The sequence below is a fragment of the Herbiconiux sp. genome (assembly GCF_023264855.1).
In the GTDB taxonomy this organism is placed as follows: Bacteria; Actinomycetota; Actinomycetes; order Actinomycetales; family Microbacteriaceae; genus Herbiconiux.
This window is the reverse complement of record NZ_JAHFUW010000040.1, coordinates 1-20,306: the sequence shown is the minus strand read 5'-3', so window position 1 is coordinate 20,306 and position 20,306 is coordinate 1. Positions and strand designations below refer to the sequence as shown.

General features: G+C 69.2%; 22 protein-coding genes. 12 read left to right on the top strand and 10 right to left on the bottom strand.

The window, feature by feature from the left end; translation table 11 throughout:
* Positions 1–6: 6 nt before the first annotated feature.
* From Q0D75_RS15260 to ilvA, 5 genes are read left to right on the top strand one after another with little or no spacing between them, the layout of a single operon-like run.
* A complete protein-coding gene (locus Q0D75_RS15260) occupies positions 7–981 on the top strand; it encodes an ABC transporter permease subunit (RefSeq protein ID WP_291055184.1) in 975 nt (324 codons plus the stop codon).
* Positions 978–1,802: an ABC transporter permease subunit gene (locus tag Q0D75_RS15255; RefSeq protein WP_291055181.1), complete on the top strand. Its 825-nt coding sequence runs from the start codon at positions 978–980 to the stop codon at positions 1,800–1,802. Before Q0D75_RS15260 ends, Q0D75_RS15255 begins: the two co-directional genes overlap by 4 nt.
* Positions 1,799–2,905, top strand: coding sequence for an ABC transporter ATP-binding protein (locus tag Q0D75_RS15250; protein WP_291055178.1), 1,107 nt, complete (start codon positions 1,799–1,801; stop codon positions 2,903–2,905). Before Q0D75_RS15255 ends, Q0D75_RS15250 begins: the two co-directional genes overlap by 4 nt.
* 43 nt (positions 2,906–2,948) lie before the next feature.
* Positions 2,949–4,169, top strand: a complete 1,221-nt coding sequence (locus tag Q0D75_RS15245) for an AI-2E family transporter (protein ID WP_291055175.1) — start codon at positions 2,949–2,951, stop codon at positions 4,167–4,169.
* Entirely contained in the window at positions 4,162–5,406 is a 1,245-nt protein-coding gene (ilvA, locus tag Q0D75_RS15240) for a threonine ammonia-lyase (protein ID WP_291055172.1), read from the top strand. Before Q0D75_RS15245 ends, ilvA begins: the two co-directional genes overlap by 8 nt.
* 21 nt (positions 5,407–5,427) lie before the next feature.
* Here the strand turns inward: ilvA and greA are convergent, their stop codons facing one another.
* Together greA and Q0D75_RS15230 are read right to left on the bottom strand one after the other, a co-directional pair.
* Positions 5,428–5,916, bottom strand: coding sequence for a transcription elongation factor GreA (gene greA, locus Q0D75_RS15235; protein ID WP_291055170.1), 489 nt, complete (start codon positions 5,914–5,916; stop codon positions 5,428–5,430).
* Between the two features lie 61 nt (positions 5,917–5,977).
* Complete coding sequence (locus Q0D75_RS15230) at positions 5,978–6,418, bottom strand: DUF4307 domain-containing protein (protein ID WP_291055167.1); 441 nt, start codon at positions 6,416–6,418, stop codon at positions 5,978–5,980.
* 73 nt (positions 6,419–6,491) lie between these two features.
* On the opposite strand from Q0D75_RS15230, the gene mca reads away from it, so the two are divergent.
* Positions 6,492–7,379 (top strand): mycothiol conjugate amidase Mca, encoded by an 888-nt coding sequence (mca, locus tag Q0D75_RS15225; protein WP_366513445.1) that lies wholly within the window; start codon positions 6,492–6,494, stop codon positions 7,377–7,379.
* Complete coding sequence (locus Q0D75_RS15220; protein ID WP_291055164.1) at positions 7,376–7,696, top strand: hypothetical protein; 321 nt, start codon at positions 7,376–7,378, stop codon at positions 7,694–7,696. The genes mca and Q0D75_RS15220 overlap by 4 nt, the downstream gene beginning before the upstream one ends.
* Positions 7,697–7,709: 13 nt before the next feature.
* On the opposite strand, the gene Q0D75_RS15215 is transcribed toward Q0D75_RS15220, so the two are convergent.
* Positions 7,710–8,414: a hemolysin III family protein gene (locus Q0D75_RS15215; RefSeq protein WP_291055161.1), complete on the bottom strand. Its 705-nt coding sequence runs from the start codon at positions 8,412–8,414 to the stop codon at positions 7,710–7,712.
* Positions 8,415–8,471: 57 nt separating this feature from the next.
* Here Q0D75_RS15215 and Q0D75_RS15210 point away from each other — a divergent pair, with 57 nt between their 5' ends.
* The 3 genes from Q0D75_RS15210 (at position 8,472) to Q0D75_RS15200 (ending at position 11,697) form a co-directional block, all read left to right on the top strand.
* Positions 8,472–9,257 carry an isoprenyl transferase gene (locus Q0D75_RS15210; protein WP_291055158.1) on the top strand — a complete coding sequence of 262 codons (786 nt, stop codon included), beginning with the start codon at positions 8,472–8,474 and terminating at the stop codon, positions 9,255–9,257.
* 453 nt (positions 9,258–9,710) lie between these two features.
* Positions 9,711–11,081, top strand: coding sequence for a PhoH family protein (locus Q0D75_RS15205; protein ID WP_291055155.1), 1,371 nt, complete (start codon positions 9,711–9,713; stop codon positions 11,079–11,081).
* A gap of 142 nt (positions 11,082–11,223) precedes the next feature.
* On the top strand, positions 11,224–11,697 hold the full coding sequence (locus Q0D75_RS15200; protein ID WP_291055152.1) for a prepilin peptidase: 474 nt from the start codon (positions 11,224–11,226) through the stop codon (positions 11,695–11,697).
* A 115-nt stretch (positions 11,698–11,812) separates the two neighbouring features.
* On the opposite strand, the gene Q0D75_RS15195 is transcribed toward Q0D75_RS15200, so the two are convergent.
* The 5 genes from Q0D75_RS15195 to xseA all read right to left on the bottom strand — a co-directional run bounded on the left by Q0D75_RS15195 (position 11,813) and on the right by xseA (position 16,238).
* Positions 11,813–13,240, bottom strand: coding sequence for a class II fumarate hydratase (locus Q0D75_RS15195; RefSeq protein WP_291055149.1), 1,428 nt, complete (start codon positions 13,238–13,240; stop codon positions 11,813–11,815).
* A 111-nt stretch (positions 13,241–13,351) separates the two neighbouring features.
* A complete protein-coding gene (locus Q0D75_RS15190; protein WP_291055247.1) occupies positions 13,352–13,954 on the bottom strand; it encodes a carbonic anhydrase in 603 nt (200 codons plus the stop codon).
* A gap of 38 nt (positions 13,955–13,992) precedes the next feature.
* The gene (locus Q0D75_RS15185) at positions 13,993–14,691 is read right to left on the bottom strand and encodes a DUF4245 domain-containing protein (RefSeq protein ID WP_291055146.1); all 699 of its coding nucleotides are present in this window, start codon (positions 14,689–14,691) and stop codon (positions 13,993–13,995) included.
* A gap of 7 nt (positions 14,692–14,698) precedes the next feature.
* Positions 14,699–14,923 carry an exodeoxyribonuclease VII small subunit gene (locus tag Q0D75_RS15180; RefSeq protein ID WP_291055143.1) on the bottom strand — a complete coding sequence of 75 codons (225 nt, stop codon included), beginning with the start codon at positions 14,921–14,923 and terminating at the stop codon, positions 14,699–14,701.
* Positions 14,924–14,933: 10 nt separating this feature from the next.
* A complete protein-coding gene (xseA, locus tag Q0D75_RS15175; protein WP_291055140.1) occupies positions 14,934–16,238 on the bottom strand; it encodes an exodeoxyribonuclease VII large subunit in 1,305 nt (434 codons plus the stop codon).
* 87 nt (positions 16,239–16,325) lie between these two features.
* Between xseA and Q0D75_RS15170 the strand changes: the two genes are divergently transcribed.
* Complete coding sequence (locus Q0D75_RS15170; protein WP_291055246.1) at positions 16,326–17,360, top strand: 4-hydroxy-3-methylbut-2-enyl diphosphate reductase; 1,035 nt, start codon at positions 16,326–16,328, stop codon at positions 17,358–17,360.
* Between the two features lie 36 nt (positions 17,361–17,396).
* On the opposite strand, the gene Q0D75_RS15165 is transcribed toward Q0D75_RS15170, so the two are convergent.
* Together Q0D75_RS15165 and fbaA are read right to left on the bottom strand one after the other, a co-directional pair.
* The gene (locus tag Q0D75_RS15165) at positions 17,397–17,966 is read right to left on the bottom strand and encodes a DUF6264 family protein (RefSeq protein ID WP_291055137.1); all 570 of its coding nucleotides are present in this window, start codon (positions 17,964–17,966) and stop codon (positions 17,397–17,399) included.
* Between the two features lie 86 nt (positions 17,967–18,052).
* Positions 18,053–19,078, bottom strand: coding sequence for a class II fructose-bisphosphate aldolase (gene fbaA, locus Q0D75_RS15160; RefSeq protein WP_291055134.1), 1,026 nt, complete (start codon positions 19,076–19,078; stop codon positions 18,053–18,055).
* 215 nt (positions 19,079–19,293) lie between these two features.
* Between fbaA and glpX the strand changes: the two genes are divergently transcribed.
* Positions 19,294–20,277 carry a class II fructose-bisphosphatase gene (gene glpX, locus Q0D75_RS15155; RefSeq protein WP_291055131.1) on the top strand — a complete coding sequence of 328 codons (984 nt, stop codon included), beginning with the start codon at positions 19,294–19,296 and terminating at the stop codon, positions 20,275–20,277.
* Positions 20,278–20,306: the final 29 nt, after the last annotated feature.

Sequence of the window (20,306 nt, the reverse complement as noted above, 5' to 3'; positions counted from 1 at the left end):
ACGATCATGGCCGACACGCTCACGCCGACGACCTCAGCGCGAGCGGTCGCGCCTGCGGCCGATGCCGCCGCGCCGGCGCGCTCCGGGACAGCGACCCTGTCCCGGGGCGCGCGGCTGCGGGCGGGCATCCGCTCGCTCGGCTCCACCGGCGCACTGGGCCTCGTGCCCTTCGCCGCGTACATCCTGCTCTTCCTCGCCCTGCCCACCGCGATCGCCCTGTTCACCGGCCTCGTGGATGGCGACGGGGCATTCACCTGGTCGAACCTGGCCGCGCTCGGTGACCCGGTGGTGCTGAACACCTTCGGCAACTCGCTCTGGATCTCGGCGCTGACCGCCGTGATCGGCGCCGTCGTCGGCGCCCTGTTCTGCTACGCCCTGATCGGCGCGAAGCCCACGGGCGCGCTGCGCTCGGTGGTGGATGCCGCCAGCGGCGTGCTCGCCCAGTTCGGCGGCGTGATGCTGGCCTTCGCCTTCGTGGCCACCATCGGCATCCAGGGCATGGTCACCGTGTACCTGCGCGACACGTTCGGCGTCGACATCTTCGCCGACGGCGTGTGGCTCTACGAGGCGCCCGGCCTCATCCTGCCCTACATCTACTTTCAGGTGCCGCTGATGATCATCACCTTCTCGCCGGCGCTGGAGAGCCTCAAGCCGCAGTGGGCCGAGGCCACCGCGATGCTCGGCGGCAGCCGCCTGAGCTACTGGCGGCACGTGGGCCTGCCGGTGCTCGCCCCCTCGTTCGCGGGCTGCCTGCTGCTGTTGTTCGCGAACGCCTTCTCCTCGTTCGCCACGGCCGCCGCGCTCACCAGTCAGGGCTCGCAGATCGTGCCGCTGCAGATCCGCGCCGCGCTCACCAGCGAGACCGTGCTCGGGCGGGAGAACCTCGCCGGAGCGCTCGCGCTCGGGATGATCGTGGTGATGACGCTCGTGATGGCGCTGTACTCGGTGCTCATGCGCCGGGCGGCGAGGTGGCAGCGGTGAGCGCGAGCAATCGCCTGCACGACATCCACCCCGGCCCCACCCGCACCACCCGCTGGGTCATCGTGGGGGTGATCGGCGCGCTCTTCCTCATCCCGATCGTCGCGATGATCGAGTTCACGCTGCGCAAGGGTCTCGGCGGCGGCTACGACTTCTCACGCTGGGCAGCGGTGTTCGGCGGCCAGCTGACGGGGGAGTACAAGCCGATCTTCACCGGCCTCGGCAACTCCCTCATCCTCGCCGTGGCGACCGTGGCCGTGATGCTCGTGCTGCTGGTGCCCACGATGGTGCTCGTGCGCATCCGGTTCCCGCAGCTGCAGCGGGTGCTGGAGTTCGTCTGCCTGCTGCCCATCACCATCCCGGCGATCGTCATCGTGGTGGGCCTCGCGCCGGTGTACTCGGTGATCGCGCGGATGTTCGGCAGCGGCGTCTGGACTCTCGCCTTCGCGTACGGCGTGATCGTGCTGCCGTACGCCTACCGCTCCATCCAGACCAACCTCGCCGCCGTCGACGTCGTGACCCTGAGCGAAGCGGCCCGCTCGCTCGGGGCGGGCTGGCCCACCATCCTGCTGCGGATCGTGGTACCCAACATCCGGCGGGGCCTGCTCGCCGCCTCGTTCATCTCGGTGGCCGTGGTGCTCGGCGAGTACACGATCGCGGCCCTGCTCAACCGGGTGAACCTGCAGACCTCGCTCGTGATCGTGAGCAAGGCCGATCCCTTCGTCTCCATCATCTTCGCCCTGCTCGCGCTCGTGTTCGCCTTCGTGCTGCTGCTCGCCATCGGCCGGATCGGCCGCAGCCCCCGACAGAAAGCCTCCTCATGACGACTCTCACGACCGCCGGCACCGTGACCGGCCCCTCCGCACCGGCCGCGGTGGTCGCATCCACCCCCACCGGCGCCCAGGTCGAACTCCGCGGCATCGTCAAAGAGTTCCCGGGCGGCCACCGCGCGCTCGACGCCATCGACCTCACCATCCGCCCGGGCGAGTTCCTGGCCCTGCTCGGCCCGAGCGGCTGCGGCAAGACCACGGCGCTGCGCGTGCTGGCGGGCCTGGAGGCGGCCACCAGCGGCACGGTGCTGATCGGCGACGCCGACGTCTCGACCACCCCCGCGCGCTCGCGCGACATCGGCATGGTCTTCCAGTCGTACTCGCTCTTCCCGCACATGACCGCCCTCGCCAACGTCGAGTTCGGGCTCCGGATGCGCCGGGTCGGCGCGGACGAGCGGCGCCGGCGAGCGGGTGACGCCCTCGAGATGGTGGGCCTCGGGGGCTTCGGCGGCCGCTACGCCCACGAGCTCTCCGGCGGGCAGCAGCAGCGCGTGGCGCTCGCCCGCGCCCTCGTCACCGAACCACGGCTGCTGCTGCTGGACGAGCCGCTCTCGGCGCTCGACGCCCGGGTGCGCGTTCAGCTGCGTGAGGAGATCCGGCGCATCCAGCTCGACTTCGGCATCACCACGGTGTTCGTGACGCACGACCAGGAGGAGGCGCTCGCGGTCGCCGACCGGGTCGCCGTGATGCGCGCGGGCCGGATCGAGCAGATCGCCTCGCCCGAAGAGCTCTACTCGCGGGCCGCGACGCCGTTCGTGGCCGAGTTCGTAGGGTCGAGCAATCGCATCCGCGGTGTGGTGCGCGACGGGTTCGCCGAGCTCTGCGACGCCCGGCTCCCGCTGGTCGACCCCTCGTTCGAGGAGGGCGACGCGATCGTCTTCGTGCGCCCGGAGGACCTGAGGTTCGGCGACACCGGCATCCCGGTCGACGTGGTCTCGACGAGCTTCCTCGGCTCGTACCGGCGCACCACGGTGGCCCTGGAGGACGGCACCGTGGTGCGGGTGCAGCACGCTGCCGCGACCGTTCCCGAGGTCGATCAGAGACTGTTCCTGCAGTTCGCCGGAGCGCCCGTGGCCGTGAGCGCCTGGGAGTCCTGAGCGCATGCGGGCGGATGCATACGTCCGCTCCTAGACTTGGCTCATGTCTGAGACGGAGCCGCCCCGCCGGCGCGGGTTCCTGCGCCGTTCGCCCCGCCCCGGCGCGCAGCCCTCGGCCGCCGCGCAGGCCGCATCCGCCGCCGCCGGTCCGCGATCCGCGACGGGTGAAGACTCCGTGCCGCTCGGCATGAAGATCGCCGGCGCCTGGTCGTGGCGCATCCTCGTGGTGATGGCCGTGCTGGCCGTCATCGGCTTCCTGATCATCCAGCTGCGGCTGCTCATCATCCCGGTGCTGGTCGCGGTCGTGCTCTCGGCTCTGCTGGTGCCGTTCAAGAACTTCCTGGTGCGGCACAAGTGGCCCAAGGGTCTCGCCATCGCCGCCGCCGAGCTCGGCACCATCGTCGTCGTCGCGGCCCTCATCTTCCTCGTCGTCACGCAGGTCACGTCGGGCTTCGACGACCTCAAGCAGCAGTCGATCAGCTCGTACAACGACCTCAAGTCGTTCCTGGCCGACTCGCCGCTGCAGGTGTCCGAGTCCGACTTCAACGCGTATGTGTCGCAGTTCTGGACCGCCGTGCAGCAAGACAGCCAGGCGCTCATCACGGGCGCAGCCGCGGTGGGCTCCAGCGTCGGCCACGTGCTCACGGGCGTGCTGCTCACCCTGTTCTCGACGCTGTTCATCCTGATCGACGGCGAGCGGATCTGGGCCTGGATCGTGCGCCTGTTCCCGCGCAAGGCCCGCGCGGCCACCGACGGGGCCGGCAAGACCGGCTGGCGCACGCTGCAGAACTTCGTGAAGGTGCAGATCCTGGTCGCGTCCATCGACGCCGTCGGCATCGGGGTGGGCGCGGCGATCCTGGGTGTCCCCCTGGCCATCCCGATCGGCGTGCTGGTGTTCCTGGGCTCGTTCATCCCGATCATCGGTGCCGTGGTGACCGGCACCGTCGCCGTGTTCATCGCGCTCATCTACAACGGCTGGGTGATCGCGCTCATCATGCTCGGGATCGTGCTGCTCGTGCAGCAGATCGAGGGCCACGTGCTGCAGCCGCTCGTGATGGGAACCGCGGTGAAGGTGCATCCGCTCGCCGTCGTCCTTGCCGTGGCCGGCGGCTCGATGGTCGCCGGTATCGCCGGAGCCTTCTTCGCGGTGCCGCTGGTGGCCACCCTGAACGTCATGATCAACTACATCGCCGGTGGCACGTGGCGCACACCCGTGCCCGATCCGGCTCTGACCACCCCGAAGGATGCGCTACCGCATGACTGACTCCGAGACCACGTTCGCCGGCCCCGCCCTGGCCGACATCGAGCTCGCCCGCGTGCGCGTGGCGAAGGCCGCCAAGGTCACGCCGATGGAGAGCTCGCGCTTCCTCACCGAGATCATCGGCTCGCCCGTGTTCCTCAAGTGCGAGAACGTGCAGCGAACGGGTTCCTACAAGATCCGTGGCGCCTACAACCGCATCTCGGCGCTCAGCGAGGCCGAGAAAGCGGCCGGCGTCGTGGCCGCCTCGGCCGGCAACCATGCCCAGGGCGTCGCCTTCGCGGCCGCCGAGCTCGGCATCAAAGCCACCATCTTCATGCCGATCGGTGTGCCCCTGCCCAAGCTCCAGGCCACCCGGCACTACGGGGCCGACGTCATCCTGCGCGGTCACTCGGTCGAGGAGGCCCTTCGTGCCGCCGCCGAGTTCGCCGCCGCGACCGGCGCCACCGTCATCCCGCCGTTCGACCACATCGACGTGGTGATGGGGCAGGCGACCCTCGGGCTCGAGATCCTCGACCAGGTTCCGGATGCCGACACGATCATCGTCCCCATCGGCGGCGGCGGGCTGATCTCCGGCATCGCCAGCGCGGTCAAGCAGCGCGCGGCCCTCGAGGGCCGAACGGTGCGCGTGGTCGGCGTGCAGGCCGCCAACGCGGCCGCCTACCCGCCCTCCCTGGCGGCGGGGGAGCCGCTGAACATCACGACCTCGCCCACGATCGCCGACGGCATCCAGGTCTCCAAACCGGGCATCCTGAACTTCTCGATCATCCGCGACCTGGTCGACGAGGTGGTGACGGTCTCCGAGGCCGACACCGCCCGCGCGCTGCTGCTGCTGCTCGAGCGCGCCAAGCAGGTCGTCGAGCCGGCCGGCGCCGTCGGTGTCGCCGCGATCCTCGCCGGGCTGGTGAAAGACGCCGGCAAGACCGTCGTCGTGCTCTCCGGCGGCAACATCGACCCCCTGCTGATGCAGCGCGTGATCAGTCACGGCCTCGCCGCATCCGATCGCTACCTGAAGCTGCGGATCATGCTGCCCGACCGCCCCGGACAGCTCGCGCGCACGGCCGAACTCGTCGCCGAGGCTAACGCCAACGTGGTCGAGGTGCAGCACACCCGCCATGGCAAGGGCCTGCAGATCAGCCAGGTCGAACTCGAACTGCACATCGAGACCCGGGGCCCGGACCACCGCGACCAGGTCATCGCCAAGCTCCGCGACGCCGGCTACGAACTCCGCATCGAGCAGTAGCCCCGCGACGAGGGTCGCGGGTCAGCCCTGGAAGGTCTCGACGTTCGTGACCTCGACGGTGATGTCGCGGCCGTTGGGGGCCGTGTAGGTGGTCTTCTCGCCGACCTTGAGGCCCAGGATGGCGGTGCCCAGCGGGCTCTGCTCGCTGTAGACGTCGAGGTCGGCGTTGCCCGCGATCTCGCGGCTGCCCAGCAGGAAGCGCTCTTCGCCGCCGGCCACCAGCGCGGTCACGACGACTCCGGGCTCCACGACACCGTGGCTCTCGGGGGTGGCGCCCACCTGGGCGGTGCGCAGCAGCAGCGTGAGCTGCCGGATGCGCGCCTCGATCTTGCCCTGCTCGTCTTTGGCGGCGTGGTAGCCGCCGTTCTCCTTGAGGTCGCCCTCTTCGCGCGCCATCTCGATGCGCTTCGCGATCTCGATCCGGGCGGGGCCGCTGAGCTCTTCGAGCTCGTTCGAGAGGCGGTCGTAGGCCTCCTGCGTGAGCCAGGTGAGCTGGGTGTCGTCAGCCATCGGAACACTCCTTCAAGCATGCTGACGTCCGAGCCGTGTCGGCCCGGACGATCAGGAAAGACTATGTGAGCCAGCAGTTGTAAATCAAACCCGTGGAGGCGAGTTCGCTGGTGCGCACGGTCTCGCTGAACGAGCGCGTGGCGCTGTCGGATGCCGGGATGTCGACGACCTTCCAGCCCACCACGGCGAACTTCTCGCTGAGCGCCTGCACGACGCAGCTGGCGGTGTCACCTCGCGGGATGGTGAGGTCGAAGTCGACCTGCACACTGCGGGAATCGACCACGAGGTGCGCGGTGTCCTGCGCGTCGAGCGAGGCCGCGCTGCCGCTCAGACCGCCCCAGACGACCCAGGCGGTGATGACGACCGCGACGCCGACGCCGCCCAGCCAGGCGATCAGCTTTCCGCGGGCTCGGCGGCCGGGCGTACGGCCGTACCGCTGATCGAGCGCGGCGTTCTCGCGCGCACCCGTCTCCTGTGCGCCCGCCTCGTCCTGGCCTTTCACGCGGCACTCTCCCGGGGTAGATCAATTAGTCTGGTGCTGGTCTGTATTCAGGCTAACCGCAATCCCTGAGGAGTTGAGACCGCTGACGCTGCGCCTCCTGGCCGTGCACGCCCACCCCGACGACGAGTCGAGCAAGGGCGCGGCCACGTATGCCTACTACCTCGACCGCGGAGTCGAGGTGATGGTCGTCAGCTGCACCGGCGGTGAACGCGGCTCGGTGCTGAACGAGGCGCTCGAGCCGAAGATCTGGGCCGAGCGCGACATGGCCGGCCTCCGCCGGGTCGAGATGGCCGCCGCCCAGGCCGCCGTCGGCTTCCAGCACCGCTGGCTCGGCTACCACGACTCGGGCTGGATCGAGCCCGGATCGGGCGACCCGCTGCCCGCCAACAGCTTCGGCGCCATCCCGGTCGCCACCTCGGCGGCCCCGCTGGTGAAGCTGATCCGCGAGTTCAAACCGCAGGTTCTCGTCACCTACGACGAGAACGGCGGCTACCCGCATCCGGATCACATCCGCACCCACGAGATCTCGGTCGCCGCGTTCGAGGCGGCCGCCGACCCGGCCGCGTATCCGGATGCCGGCCCCGCCTGGTCGATCGGCAAGCTCTACTACGACCGCACGATGAACCCCGAGATGTTCGACGCGGCCTACACGCTCATCAAGGCTGAAGACCCGGAGAACCCGATCGTCGCCACCTTCGAGGAGATGCGCGAGCGGTGGAAGGATCGGCCCCCCGTTCCCTCGCCCCTGGTGCGGGTTCCGGCCGGCGACTTCTTCGAGGTGCGGTACTCGGCGCTGCGCGCCCACGCCAGCCAGGTGGCTCCGGAGCATCCGTTCTTCTTCTGGCCGAACGGCCTGCAGAAGCGGGCGTGGCCCACCGAGGACTACCAGCTGGTCACCTCGCGGGTGTCGGTTCCGGATGCCGGCACCGACCTCTTCGACGGCATCGAGGACTCCGAATGAGCGTGCTCCTCGCGGCCTCGTCTCTCGTCGGCTCGGTGCTGGCCGAAGACGTGACGACGCCCGATCCCGATACCGTCACGCCGGGAATCATCGGCTTCATCGTCACCTTCATGGTGATGGCGGTCACGCTGCTGCTGGTGATCGACATGGTGCGCCGGGTGCGCCGGGTGAACTACCGCGCGCAGGTGCAGGAGGAGCTGCAGGCCGAGATCGCCGAGCGCGATGCCGCGGCCGCGGCCGCAGCATCCGGGGCGCCGGTGAAGCCCGCCCCGGCACCCGCGACGGGGGACGAACCGTCCGTCGGCCCTAGCCGCTAGCTCCGCCCGATCGTCAGCCGTTGAACGGCGGGTCGATCGCGAGCAGCAGGATGGCGGTCCAGTGGCACAGGAACGCCACGACCGTCAGCGTGTGGAAGATCTCGTGGAAGCCGAAGCGGCCCGGGAACGGGTTCGGGCGCTTCAGCCCGTACGCGATCGCACCCACCGTGTAGGCCAGTCCGCCCACGATCACGAGCACCATCGCGGCGGCGTTGGCATTGAAGATGTCGACCAGGTACAGCACGGCCGCCCAGCCGAGAGCCAGGTACAGCACGACGTAGAGCCAGCGCGGGGCACCGATCCAGAACACCCGGAAGCCGACGCCGAGAAGCGCGCCCGCCCACACCACGGTGAGCAGTACCGCCCCCTTGTCCCACGGCAGCGCGAGCACGGCGATCGGCGTGTAGGTGCCGGCGATCAGCAGGAAGATGTTGGCGTGGTCGATGCGCTTGAGGAGCAGCTTCATCTTCGGCTGCCAGTTGAACCGGTGGTAGAGCGCGGAGTTGCCGAACAGCACCATCGAGGTGACCATGAACACCGCGCTGGCCCACTTCGCCGGAGCGCCCTGCGCCAGGCAGATCAGCACGATGCCCATGGCGATGGTGAAGGGGAAGGTGCCCGCGTGGATCCAGCCGCGCCAGGTGGGCTTGACCTCGGTGGGCGGGTGATCGATCGCATCCTCGAGCAGCGGGATGTTGGGGAGCTCGGGTGCGGCCATGAGATCAGACTACGCGTTCGGCACGTTTCACTCGCTGGGAGCGAGTAGCGTATCGGTGTGCCAGAACACGAGCCGAAGATCGGGAAGGGCCTCCTCTATCGTCTCTACCAGAGGCGTATCCGCAAGCACCTGAACGAGGCCGTGCTGCCCAAGCATGTGGCGATGATCCTCGACGGCAATCGCCGCTGGGCCCGTCAGCGCTCGCTCGAGACGGTGGCGCACGGTCATCGGGCCGGAGCCGCGAAGTTCCTCGAGTTCCTGGTGTGGTGCGACGACCTGGGCATCGAGGTGGTGACGCTGTACCTGCTCTCCACCGACAACCTCAAAAACCGCTCCTCGACCGAGCTCGACGAGCTGATCGAGATCATCGCCGAACTCGCCGACGACATCTCGCACTACCGTGACTGGCGCGTGAAGCACGTCGGAACGACCGTGGGGCTGCCGGAGCCGTTGATCGCCGCCCTCGACGGCGCCGAGGCCCGCACGGCCTCGCACAAGGGTCTGCACGTCAACCTCGCGATCGGCTACGGCGGCCGCTCGGAGATCGAGGATGCGGTGCGCAGCATCATCCAGAAGCACCGGTCGCTCGGACACGGGCTCGACGAGCTCGAGGCCGCCATCGACCAGGAGCTCATCGCAGAGCACCTCTACACGGGCGGCCAGCCGGATCCGGATCTGGTCATCCGAACCTCGGGCGAGCAGCGCCTCTCCGACTTCATGCTCTGGCAGAGCGCCCACAGCGAGTTCTACTTCATGGAGGCCCTGGGCCCCGACGTGCGCGAGGTCGACTTCCTCCGCGCCCTGCGCGACTACTCCCGCCGCCAGCGCCGCTTCGGCAGCTGAAGCGACGGCACGGCACACAAAGTCTCAGGCCGTACTCGCCGACCCAAGGTGAGCGTGTGGCCGGAGGATGCGACCGCAGGCCGCGTCCTCCGACCGCGCGCTCACATGTCGCGTCGCGCCGGGCAGTGACCGGCGCGACCCGGGACGCCGAGCGAAGCCCGGCGCCCCGGCAGCAAGCACAGCCGGACGTCTCCCCACGAACAACCGCCACCGCGACATCCCGACCCTGGATCACACTCCCACACGAATTACACGCGTGTAACACAGAGTTAATCTTCCGAGTTGCGTGTCGTAACCCACTCATCCACGAACGGGCGTAGCTTCGTCTGCATCAGGCATGGCGCCTGATCGAGACGGCCACATAAGTACGTTTCGACTGACCTCCACTGTGGCCCGATCGCCTACTGATCCGAGCGCCGAGCGCTCGGGGTTGGAGTGGATGTGGCCGAGCCCATGACTCACAAGACCAGCGGGACGAACAGCGGAGAGGATGCACGAAGCACTACCCACACGAACGGATCGACGCACACGGCCGAGGTGACCTACGTACTGGACACCTCGGTTCTTCTGTCTGATCCGAAGGCGATCTTCCGGTTCGCCGAGCACTCCGTCGTCCTCCCGGTGATCGTGATCACCGAGCTCGAGAGCAAACGCAACGACCCCGAGATCGGGTACTTCGCCCGGCAGGCGCTGCGCAATCTGGATGAGTTGCGCGTGCAGCACGAGCGTCTCGACTTCCCGATCGTGGTGGGCACCGAAGGCGGCTCGCTGCGGGTGGAGCTGAACCACTCGAACACCTCGGTGCTGCCATCCGGTCTCCAGCTCGGCGACAACGACACGCGCATCCTCGCGGTGGCGCAGAACCTCGCGAACGACGGCCTGAACGTGACCGTCGTGTCGAAGGATCTGCCGCTGCGCGTCAAGGCCGCCTCGATCGGTCTGGCCGCCGAGGAGTACCGGGCCGAGCTCGCCGTCGATTCCGGCTGGACAGGGCTGGATGACATCACGCTCGGCTCCGACGCGATGTCGAAGCTGTACGATGACGAGCGCCTGACGACGCCTCTGGTGCGCGACATGCCTCTGAACACGGGATTGGTCATCCACTCGGATCGCGGATCGGCCCTCGGGCGCGTGACCGGGAAGGACTCGTTCCAGCTCGTGCGCGGCGACCGCGACGTGTTCGGGCTGCACGGTCGCTCGGCCGAGCAGCGCGTGGCGATCGACATGCTGCTGGATCCCGAAGTCGGGATCGTGTCGCTGGGGGGTCGAGCTGGTACGGGGAAGTCCGCTCTGGCCCTGTGCGCCGGTCTCGAAGCGGTGCTCGAGAAGCAGCAGCACAAGAAGATCATGGTGTTCCGGCCGCTGTACGCGGTGGGAGGCCAGGAGCTCGGATTCCTGCCGGGCGACGCCGCCGAGAAGATGAACCCCTGGGCGCAGGCCGTGTTCGACACGCTCGGGTCGCTGGTGTCGCAGAACGTGCTCGACGAGGTGATCGACCGGGGCATCCTCGAGGTGCTGCCGCTCACGCACATCCGCGGCCGCTCGCTGCACGACGCCTTCGTGATCGTCGACGAGGCGCAGTCGCTCGAGCGCAACGTGCTGCTGACCGTGCTCTCGCGCATCGGGCAGAATTCGCGGGTGGTGCTCACGCACGACGTGGCTCAGCGCGACAACCTGCGGGTGGGCCGGCACGACGGCGTGGCCTCGGTGATCGAGACGCTCAAGGGGCACTCGCTGTTCGGGCACATCACGCTGACGCGCTCCGAGCGCTCGGCGATCGCCGCACTGGTGACCGAGATGCTGGAGTCGAACGAGCTGGCGTAGGAGCTTCGGCGCTCCCTCGCACGTTCTCCACAATCGGCCTCGGGCCGTGGTTGTCCACACTTTGGGCAGCCGCGGCCCGTCCGCGTCTCTGCGCGCCTAGCGTGGCGGCATGCATCTTCTCGTCTCGTCGCATCCGCCCTGAGTGCTCCTGCAGCTGGGGTATCTCGCGGTGGTGACCGTGCCGCTGGTTGTCATCGACGTGCGCTCGTTGCGGCTGCCCAACGCGCTCGTGCTACCCGGCCTGCTGCTGCTCGTGTGGGGCCTGCTGTGGGCGGCCCTGGCGGGCCAGTTGCGGCCGGTGACGGCAGCGTCGAGCGCGCCGGCCGGAGTGGTAGGTGCTCTCTTGGCCGGAGGGCTGCTGCTGGGCGGCTGGATGCTCGGCGCAGTCGGCATGGGCGACGTCAAACTGGGCACGTGGCTGGGTGGCCTGGCCGGGATGATGGGGGTGCCTGAACGGCCTGAGGCTCTTGGCCAAGGCGCGGCCGCAGGGGGGATCGTAGTCGCCGTTCTGTTCGGCGCCGAGCTGGCCGCTCGAGCGCCTCCCGCGCTTCTCCGGATCCCGTTCGGCCCCGCGCTCCTGGCCGCCTTCTGGGCATCATCGGTGAATGCACGGTAGTGACACGCTCGCTCTCGGAACGACGGACTCGCGGCCGGAAAAACGACAACGACGGAGTCTCAGTCCGTCAGAACGGGGAGACTCCGTCGTTGAGGAGGCGAGTAGCGTCCGGAGGCTACTTCGCGGCCGGGGGGCGCGTCATCGAGAGCACGTCGAGGGCGGCGTCGAGCTGCTCGAGGGTGACCTCGCCGCGCTCCACGAAGCCGAGGTCGATGACGGCCTCGCGCACCGTGATGCTCTTCGCCACCGAGTGCTTGGCGATCTTCGCAGCGGCCTCGTAGCCGATCACGCGGTTCAGCGGGGTGACGATCGACGGCGACGACTCGGCCAGCGCACGAGCGCGCTCGAGGTTCGCCTCGAGGCCGGCCACGGTCTTGTCGGCCAGCAGCACGGCCGAGTTGGAGAGCAGGCGGATCGACTCGAGCAGCGCCGTGCCCATCACCGGGATGGCCACGTTCAGCTCGAAGGCTCCGGATGCCCCGGACCAGGCGATCGACGCGTCATTGCCGATCACGCGCGAGCACACCATCAGCACGGCCTCGGGGATGACCGGGTTCACCTTGCCGGGCATGATCGAGGAGCCGGGCTGCAGGTCGGGGATGTGCAGCTCGCCGATACCCGTGTTCGGGCCCGAGCCCATCCAGCGCAGGTCGTTGCAGATCTTGGTGAGCGACACGGCCAGAACGCGCAGGGCTCCGGATGCCTCCACCAGCGAGTCGCGGGCGCCCTGCGCCTCGAAGTGGTCGCGGGCCTCGGTGATCGGCAGGCCGGTCTCCTCGGCGAGCAGCTGGATCACGAGCTGCGGGAAGCCGGCCGGGGTGTTGATGCCGGTGCCGACCGCGGTGCCGCCGAGCGGAACCTCGGCGACGCGGGGGAGCGCCGACTGCACGCGCTCGATGCCCAGGCGGATCTGCATGGCGTAGCCGCCGAACTCCTGGCCGAGGGTCACCGGGGTGGCGTCCATGAGGTGGGTGCGGCCCGACTTCACGGCCGTGGCCCACAGGGTGGCCTTCTCCTCGAGCGCCTCGGCGAGGTGCTCGAGCGAGGGGATGAGGTCGTGGATCAGCGCGCCGGTCACGGCGACGTGCACCGAGGTGGGGAACACGTCGTTGGAGGACTGCGAGGCGTTCACGTGGTCGTTGGGGTGAACCTTCGAGCCGAGTGCCGTGGAGGCGAGCGAGGCCAGCACCTCGTTCATGTTCATGTTCGACGAGGTTCCGCTACCGGTCTGGTAGACGTCGATCGGGAAGTCGGCGTCGAGCTCGCCCGTGACCACGCGGTCGGCGGCGTCGGCGATCGCGTCGGCGATTCCGGCATCCAGCACGCCGAGCTTCGCGTTCGCGAGGGCGGCGGCCTTCTTGATGCGGGCGAGGGCGGCGATCTGCGCGCTCTCGAGCCCGTCACCCGACACCGGGAAGTTCTCGACGGCCCGCTGCGTCTGCGCACCGTAGAGAGCGGATGCAGGCACCCGCACCTCGCCCATGGTGTCGTGCTCGATGCGGTAGTTGGCCTCGGTCTTGGTCTCGGGAGCGTTCTCCACCACTGTGTGGTCGTCCTTTCGTTCTGCCGGTGGCACGCGGCCGCGACGGCGTTGTTCTCGTGGGTGTGTTCGGAAAGTACTCGGGGTGCGACGGCTGCGGGGCGTGCCCGGAGCTCAGATCTCGCCGATGACGACATCGGCCACCGCGCGGCCTTCGGCCAGGCGGTAGTTCGCGCCGACAACTGCCAATCTACCGTCCGCGACCGCCGCGGTGATGATCTCCGAGCTCTGCAGCAGCTGGCCGACCGTGTCGCGCAGGTGGGTTCGGCCGACCTCACCGGCATCCGGAGAGCTGAGCAGGGCACCCGACTCGTCGCGTTCGGCGGGAACCTTGGCGATCGCGGGGATGATCTGCTCGACGAGGCTCCGGATGTGACCGGGCAGGGGGGCGGCATCCGGCAACTGCGAATCGATGGCGGCGCGCACGGCGCCGCATTCGTCGTGGCCGAGCACGACGATCAGCGCCACTCCGAGCACCTCGACCGCGTACTCGAGACTGCCGATGACCGAATCGGAGATGACCTGGCCGGCGTTCCGCACCACGAACAGGTCGCCGAGGCCGAGGTCGAAGATGATCTCGGCGGCCAGCCGGGAGTCGCTGCAGCCGAACAGAGCAGCGCGCGGGGTCTGCAGGTGCGCCAGCTCCGCGCGGGTCTCCACATCCTGTCGCGGGTGCTTGGGCTCCCCGGCGATGAAGCGCTCGTTGCCGCGCTGCATCGTGGCCCACACCCGTTCCGGCGTCGTGGCGTCAGTGCTCACTGCGTTCCCTCTCCTGAGTCCGATCCCGAATCTGATCCCGTCTCGTCAGCCGAGGGCTGCGCGAGCACGTCTTCACTCACCGCGGAGGCCACGGTGCTGATCTCGTCGACGTCGGCGGTGCCGAACACGACGAAGGTCGAGCGGCCCGCCTCGGTCACCAGCGCGTAGGCCACGTTGCCCACATCGGTGCCGGTGCCGCGGTTGTCGTAGGCGGTCCACTCGACGCCGTCGAGCATCACCGTGCCGGCCGAATCGCCGCGGGCGACCTGCTCGGCGAGCCAGGTGGGGTTGGCGTCGACGGCCTGCGTGACGCCGACGTACTGGTTCTTCGGCGAGATCAGGCCGATGTACCAGGACGTGATGTCGTCGGCCCCGCCGGAGCGCAGCTCGGCGGCGTTGGACGACCAGCCCTCGGGCAGGGCCGGCACGGTGAGGGGCACGGGCATGGATGCCTGTGCCTGCACGGCGACCTGCTGGTAGTCGACGGGCTGCAGCAGCGAGGTCTCGGTTCGCGGCACCAGGAAGACGATCGCGATCACGAGCCCCACCGACACGAGCACGGCGTAGATGAGGTTGCGCAGGGTCTTGCGGTCGCGGTACAGCCGCGACTGCTCGGCCTTGCGGGCGGCGGTCTCCTCCGGGGTCTCGGGGCGCCCGAGTTCTGCGACGACCGCGGGCGAAGCGTTCTTGGCCATCGGCGCGCTACTCGGCTGCGGCCGAGGACTGGCGGGCGGCATCCAGGCGCTCCCGGGCGCCGAGCAGCCACTGCTCGCAGCGGGCGGCGAGGGCCTCGCCGCGCTCCCAGAGGCCGAGCGACTGCTCGAGGGTGGCGGAACCCTGCTCGAGCTCGCTCACCACGCGGATCAGTTCGTCGCGCGCTTGTTCGTAGCTCAGCTCCTGAACATCGGATGCGGGCGAAGTGGGCATGGGATCAATCCTATCGATCAACGGCGGGGGTGGACTGCGGGCGACTGTCAGGATGCGCACCCTCCGACAGCGCATCCAGAGCACCCTCCGCCACGGTGACGGTGAGTCGCACCCCGGCCGGTGCTTCGGCGGCCGCCCGTACGATGTGCCCGGCGCCGGCGCCCGAGGCGGCCTGCACGATCGCGTACCCGCGATCGAGCGTGCGCTGCGGCGACAGCGCGCGCAGGTGCCCGGTCAGCTCGCGCACCGAATTGCCTTCGCGCTCGATCACCCGCGAGACCAGTTCCGAGCCGCGGGCCACGAACCGCGTCAGCTCCTCCGACCGCGAATCGATGATCCAGCCCGGCTGAGCCAGCGCCGGACGGCTGCGGATCTGCCCGAGCCGGTCGATCTCCACCGACACGATCGACGCCATCCGGCCCCGGATGCGCGTGCGGGCCTGGTCGACCCGGGTGAGCTCTTCGGTCACGTCGGGCACGACGCGCTTGGCGGCATCCGTCGGCGTCGAGGCGCGGAGATCGGCCACCGAATCCAGCAGCGGCCGGTCGGCCTCGTGACCGATCGCGCTCACCACCGGCGTGCGGGCCGCGGCGACGGCCCGCACGACCGCCTCGTCGCTGAAGCCGAGCAGGTTCTGGAAGTCGCCGCCGCCGCGGGCGATGATGATGACGTCGATCTCGGGATCGTCGTCGAGCGCCTCGAGCGCGGCCACGACCTCGCGCGGTGTGCGGTCGCCCTGCACGGCGGCGTGGATGACCCGGAACCGCACCGAGGGCCACCGCAGCTGCGCGTTGCGCAGCACATCCTTCTCGGCGTCACTGTCTTTACCGGTGATGAGCCCGATCCCGCCCGGCAGGAACGGCAGCGGCTTCTTGCGCGAGGCGTCGAACAGCCCCTCGGCGGCGAGCTGCGCGCGCAGCCGCTCGAGGCGTTCGAGCAGGTCGCCGAGGCCCACGTGCCGCATCTCGTACACCTGCATGGTGAGCGTGCCGCCGCGCACCCAGTAGTTGGGCTTGATCAGCGCGATCACCCGGTCGCCCTGCTTGAGGTCGGCCGGGATGCGTGCCTTCACCGACGACCAGATGGTGAAACTGATGGTGGCCTGGCCGTTCAGGTCTTTCAGCTTGCCGTAGACGTTGCCGCCCGAGACGCCCCACTGGGTGATCTCGCCCTCCACCCACGCGGTGCCGAGGCGCTCGATGTAGCCGCGGATCTTCTCGGCGAGTTCGCCGACGGGCCACGGATTCTCGGCGGTGGGCGGGCCGGCGGGCGCGGCGGGACCGGTGGAGGCGGGGGAGGGGGATGCGTCTGTCACGCGGTCCACCTTTCCACACGCCGCCGTCACTCAGGCTGGGCGACGTAGAATCTGTGGGTGAGCAACGCGACGACCATCAGCCTGCCGATGCCGAGGATCCCCGGCATCCGCAACCGTCTGAAAGACAACCCGGTGGCCGGGCACAAGCGAGTGCTGCTCGCCGCCCCCCGTGGCTACTGCGCCGGCGTCGACCGTGCCGTCGTGGCCGTCGAGAAGGCGCTCGAGAACTACGGCGCGCCCGTCTACGTGCGCAAGCAGATCGTGCACAACGTGCACGTGGTCTCCACGCTCGAGAAGCGCGGCGCGATCTTCGTCGAGGAGGTCGACGAGGTGCCCGAGGGCGCCCACGTCGTCTTCTCGGCCCACGGCGTCTCGCCGGCGGTCGTGCAGGGCGCGGCCGATCGAGGCCTCCAAGCCATCGACGCCACCTGCCCGCTGGTCACCAAGGTGCACCGCGAGGCCGTGCGTTTCGCCCGCGACGACTTCGAGATCCTGCTGATCGGCCACGAAGGCCACGAAGAGGTCGAGGGCACGGCGGGTGAGGCCCCCGAGCACATCACGCTGGTCGGCAGCCCGGATGCCGTCGACGACATCGAGGTGAAAGACCCCGACAAGGTGGTGTGGCTCTCGCAGACCACGCTCTCGGTCGACGAGACGATGGAGACGGTGCGCCGCCTGCGCGAGAAGTTCCCGAACCTGCAGGATCCGCCGTCGGACGACATCTGCTACGCCACCCAGAACCGCCAGGTGGCCATCAAGAAGGTCGCCCAGGGCGCCGACCTCGTGATCGTCGTCGGTTCGGCGAACTCGTCGAACTCGGTGCGCCTGGTGGAGGTCGCGCTCGAGTACGGTGCCAAGGCGGCCTACCGGGTCGACTACGCGCACGAGGTGAAGCAGGAGTGGCTCGACGGTGTCGAGACAGTCGGCGTCACCTCCGGGGCATCCGTTCCCGAGGTGCTCGTGCAAGAGCTGCTCGACGACCTCGCGGGTGCCGGCTACGGCGACATCGAGACCGTGCAGACGGCCGAGGAAGACCTCGTCTTCTCGCTGCCGAAAGAGCTGCGCCGCGACACCTCCGGCAAGAAGGACACCCGCGCCCTCGGCGGCCGCCACCGCTCCTGAGCGGTGCGGCGGGGCCGGGCGGGTCCGCCCGTCTCGCTACGGCTGCATCGCGGCCAGGATGCTGGGGTCGGCCAGCAGGGCGACCACCACGACGACGATGTTGATCACGAAGCCGAGCACGGCTCCGATGATCGGCACGAAGAACGTCAGCTTGCCGGCGCGCAGCCGCTGAACCGACACGAGAGCGGTGAGGGCGTAGACGGCGATCAGCACGGCAGCGCCCACGGCACCGGCCGAAGATGCCGACGCATCGCCGGAGTAGACGCCCGAGATGCCCTGCAGATCCATGAACTGCTGCATCACGCTCGGCAGCGTGAGGAAGCTGGTCACCATGTTCACCGTGGCGAGCAGGCCGGCGGCGAGCAGGATGAGGGTGGCGATGCGGTCGCCGCGGCGAGCGGGAACCGCGCCCGGAACCGTGTTCCCCGATCCGGGCACACCGGCGTCGAAAGGACGCGCGACGGGAACCGGCGGAGCAGCAGGCGGGGTCTGAACGGCCGGAGTCGTCGGCGCCTCCGCCTCGGGAACGGCCTCTTTGGGAGGCTGCCACACCCAGCCCTCGGGTGCGAGTTCTCCGTATTTGGGCTTCGGTCGTTCGTCGCTCACGCGGGGTGACGCATCCTTCATTCGAGGGTGGATGGTGTTCAGTGGGGAAGGGCCGCGCTCTCCCGAGGGAGAACGCGGCCGGAGCCCTACTTGCCGGAGTGGCCGGCCGATCCGAGCTGCTGGGTGGCCTCGACCACGCGGGCGGCCATCGCCGTCTCGGCGATCTTGCCCCACGCGCGCGGGTCGTACTGCTTCTTGTTGCCGACCTCGCCGTCGACCTTCAGCACGCCTTCGTAGTTGGTGAACATGGTGCCGGCGATCGAGCGGGTGAACGCGTACTGGGTGTCGGTGTCGATGTTCATCTTGATGACGCCGTTGGCGACGGCCTCGGCGATCTCGGCGTCGGACGAGCCTGATCCGCCGTGGAAGACGAGGTCGAGCGGCTTCGGACCGTGGCCGTACTTGGCAGTCAGGCCGTCCTGGATCTCCTTCAGCAGCTCGGGCTTCAGCTTCACGTTGCCGGGCTTGTAGACACCGTGCACGTTGCCGAAGGTGAGCGCAGCCATGTACCGGCCGTTCTCGCCGAGGCCGAGCGCCTCGACGGTCGCGATGGCGTCGTCGAGCGTGGTGTAGAGGTGCTCGTTGATGTCGTGGCTGACGCCGTCTTCTTCGCCGCCGACGACGCCGATCTCGACCTCGAGGATGGCGTTGATGGCCTTGGTGCGCTTCAGCATGTCTTCGGCGATGCGCAGGTTGTCGGTGAGCGGGATGGCCGAGCCGTCCCACATGTGCGACTGGAAGATCGGATTGCGGCCGGCCTTGACCTCGGCCTCGGAGGCCTCGATCAGGGGCATGACGAAGTCGGCCAGTGCGGGTTCGGGGCAGTGGTCGGTGTGCAGCGCGACGGTGATCGGGTAGTTCTTGGCCACCTCGTGGGCGAAGGCGGCGAATGCGAGCGCGCCGGTGGAGCGGGCCTTCACGGTCTGGCCGGCGAAGTAGTCGGCGCCTCCGGTGGTGACCTGGATGATCCCGTCGGATCCGGCCTCCGACAGGCCCTGCAGCACAGCGTTCAGCGTCTGCGACGACGAGACGTTGACGGCGGGGTACGCGAAGCCGCCGGTCTTGGCCTTGTCGAGCATCTCTGCGTACTGATCGGGGGTTGCAATGGGCATGTCATCTCCTTTGGTGGGCGCGTTCTGGCGCGCCGGCCGGTGCCGTTCACCAGAAGTCTAGCCAGCGGCGTCGTCGGGGGAGTGAAGGATGCCCGGCGGCGCCCTGTGCATCCGCCCGATAGGCTGGCAAGCGCAGCGGGAGGCGTCTCCGCCCCCACTCGGGGCAGGACTGTGTCGTCGTGCTCCGGTCGTCCCCGGAAGGAACTCACCTCGCCATGAACGCCGACAGCGCTCACCTGTACGAACACCCCGACCGCAACCTCGCCCTCGAACTGGTGCGCGCCACCGAGGCGGCGGCCATCCGGGCGCAGCCGTTCATCGGCAAGGGCGACAAGAACGCCGCCGACGGCGCGGCCGTCGACGCGATGCGCGCCTTCCTCGGCACCGTCGACTTCGCCGGCGTCATCGTCATCGGCGAGGGCGAGAAGGATGAGGCGCCGATGCTCTTCAACGGCGAAGAGGTCGGCACCGGCCGCGGCCCCGCCTGCGACATCGCGGTCGACCCGATCGACGGCACCTCGCTCACCGCCGCCGGCCGCCAGAACGCCATCTCCATGCTCGCGGCTTCCGATCGCGGCACCATGCTCGACGCCTCCTCGGTGTTCTACATGAACAAGATCGTGACGGATGCCGACGGAATCGGCGTGATCGACATCGACCGGCCGATCGGCGACAACATCCGGGCTCTGGCCAAGGCCAAGGGCAAGAACGTGGGAGACATCCGGGTGGCCGTGCTCGACCGCCCGCGCCACCAGCAGCTGATCGACGAGATCCGCGCCGCCGGAGCCGGCACCCGGCTGATGCTCGACGGCGACGTGGCCGGCGGCATCAACGCCGCCCGCTACGGCACCCGCATCGACATGTGCGTGGGCATCGGCGGCAGCCCCGAGGGGGTGGCCACGGCCTGCGCCATCAAGGCGCTCGGAGGCTTCATCCAGACCCGCCTCGCCCCCAAGGACGACGACGAGCGCCAGAAGGGCATCGACGCCGGTCTCGACATCGACAAGCTCTACGAGGCCAACGACCTCGTCTCAGGCGACAACACGTTCTTCGTGGCGACCGGTGTGACCGACGGCGGCCTCGTGGCCGGCGTCAAGCGCCTCGGCCCGATCATCCGCACCGAGTCGATCGTGCTGCGCTCGCACTCGGGCACGATCCGCCGCATCGAGGCGGACCACCTCGCGGAGAAGTGGCTGTAGGGGGCTAGGGGCGGGCCGGCGGGAGTCGG

Excerpts from the sequence above, each read along its gene's own strand:
- Q0D75_RS15170 (WP_291055246.1), top strand. The coding sequence starts at position 16,326 with ATGCCGAGGATCCCCGGCATCCGCAACCGTCTGAAAGACAACCCGGTG.
- ilvA (WP_291055172.1), top strand. The coding sequence starts at position 4,162 with ATGACTGACTCCGAGACCACGTTCGCCGGCCCCGCCCTGGCCGACATC.
- Q0D75_RS15260 (WP_291055184.1), top strand. The coding sequence starts at position 7 with ATGGCCGACACGCTCACGCCGACGACCTCAGCGCGAGCGGTCGCGCCT.
- Q0D75_RS15245 (WP_291055175.1), top strand. The coding sequence starts at position 2,949 with ATGTCTGAGACGGAGCCGCCCCGCCGGCGCGGGTTCCTGCGCCGTTCG.
- Q0D75_RS15250 (WP_291055178.1), top strand. The coding sequence starts at position 1,799 with ATGACGACTCTCACGACCGCCGGCACCGTGACCGGCCCCTCCGCACCG.
- glpX (WP_291055131.1), top strand. The coding sequence starts at position 19,294 with ATGAACGCCGACAGCGCTCACCTGTACGAACACCCCGACCGCAACCTC.
- Q0D75_RS15180 (WP_291055143.1), bottom strand. The coding sequence starts at position 14,923 with ATGCCCACTTCGCCCGCATCCGATGTTCAGGAGCTGAGCTACGAACAA.
- Q0D75_RS15205 (WP_291055155.1), top strand. The coding sequence starts at position 9,711 with ATGACTCACAAGACCAGCGGGACGAACAGCGGAGAGGATGCACGAAGC.
- greA (WP_291055170.1), bottom strand. The coding sequence starts at position 5,916 with ATGGCTGACGACACCCAGCTCACCTGGCTCACGCAGGAGGCCTACGAC.
- Q0D75_RS15185 (WP_291055146.1), bottom strand. The coding sequence starts at position 14,691 with ATGGCCAAGAACGCTTCGCCCGCGGTCGTCGCAGAACTCGGGCGCCCC.
- fbaA (WP_291055134.1), bottom strand. The coding sequence starts at position 19,078 with ATGCCCATTGCAACCCCCGATCAGTACGCAGAGATGCTCGACAAGGCC.
- Q0D75_RS15215 (WP_291055161.1), bottom strand. The coding sequence starts at position 8,414 with ATGGCCGCACCCGAGCTCCCCAACATCCCGCTGCTCGAGGATGCGATC.
- Q0D75_RS15220 (WP_291055164.1), top strand. The coding sequence starts at position 7,376 with ATGAGCGTGCTCCTCGCGGCCTCGTCTCTCGTCGGCTCGGTGCTGGCC.
- Q0D75_RS15190 (WP_291055247.1), bottom strand. The coding sequence starts at position 13,954 with ATGCAGCGCGGCAACGAGCGCTTCATCGCCGGGGAGCCCAAGCACCCG.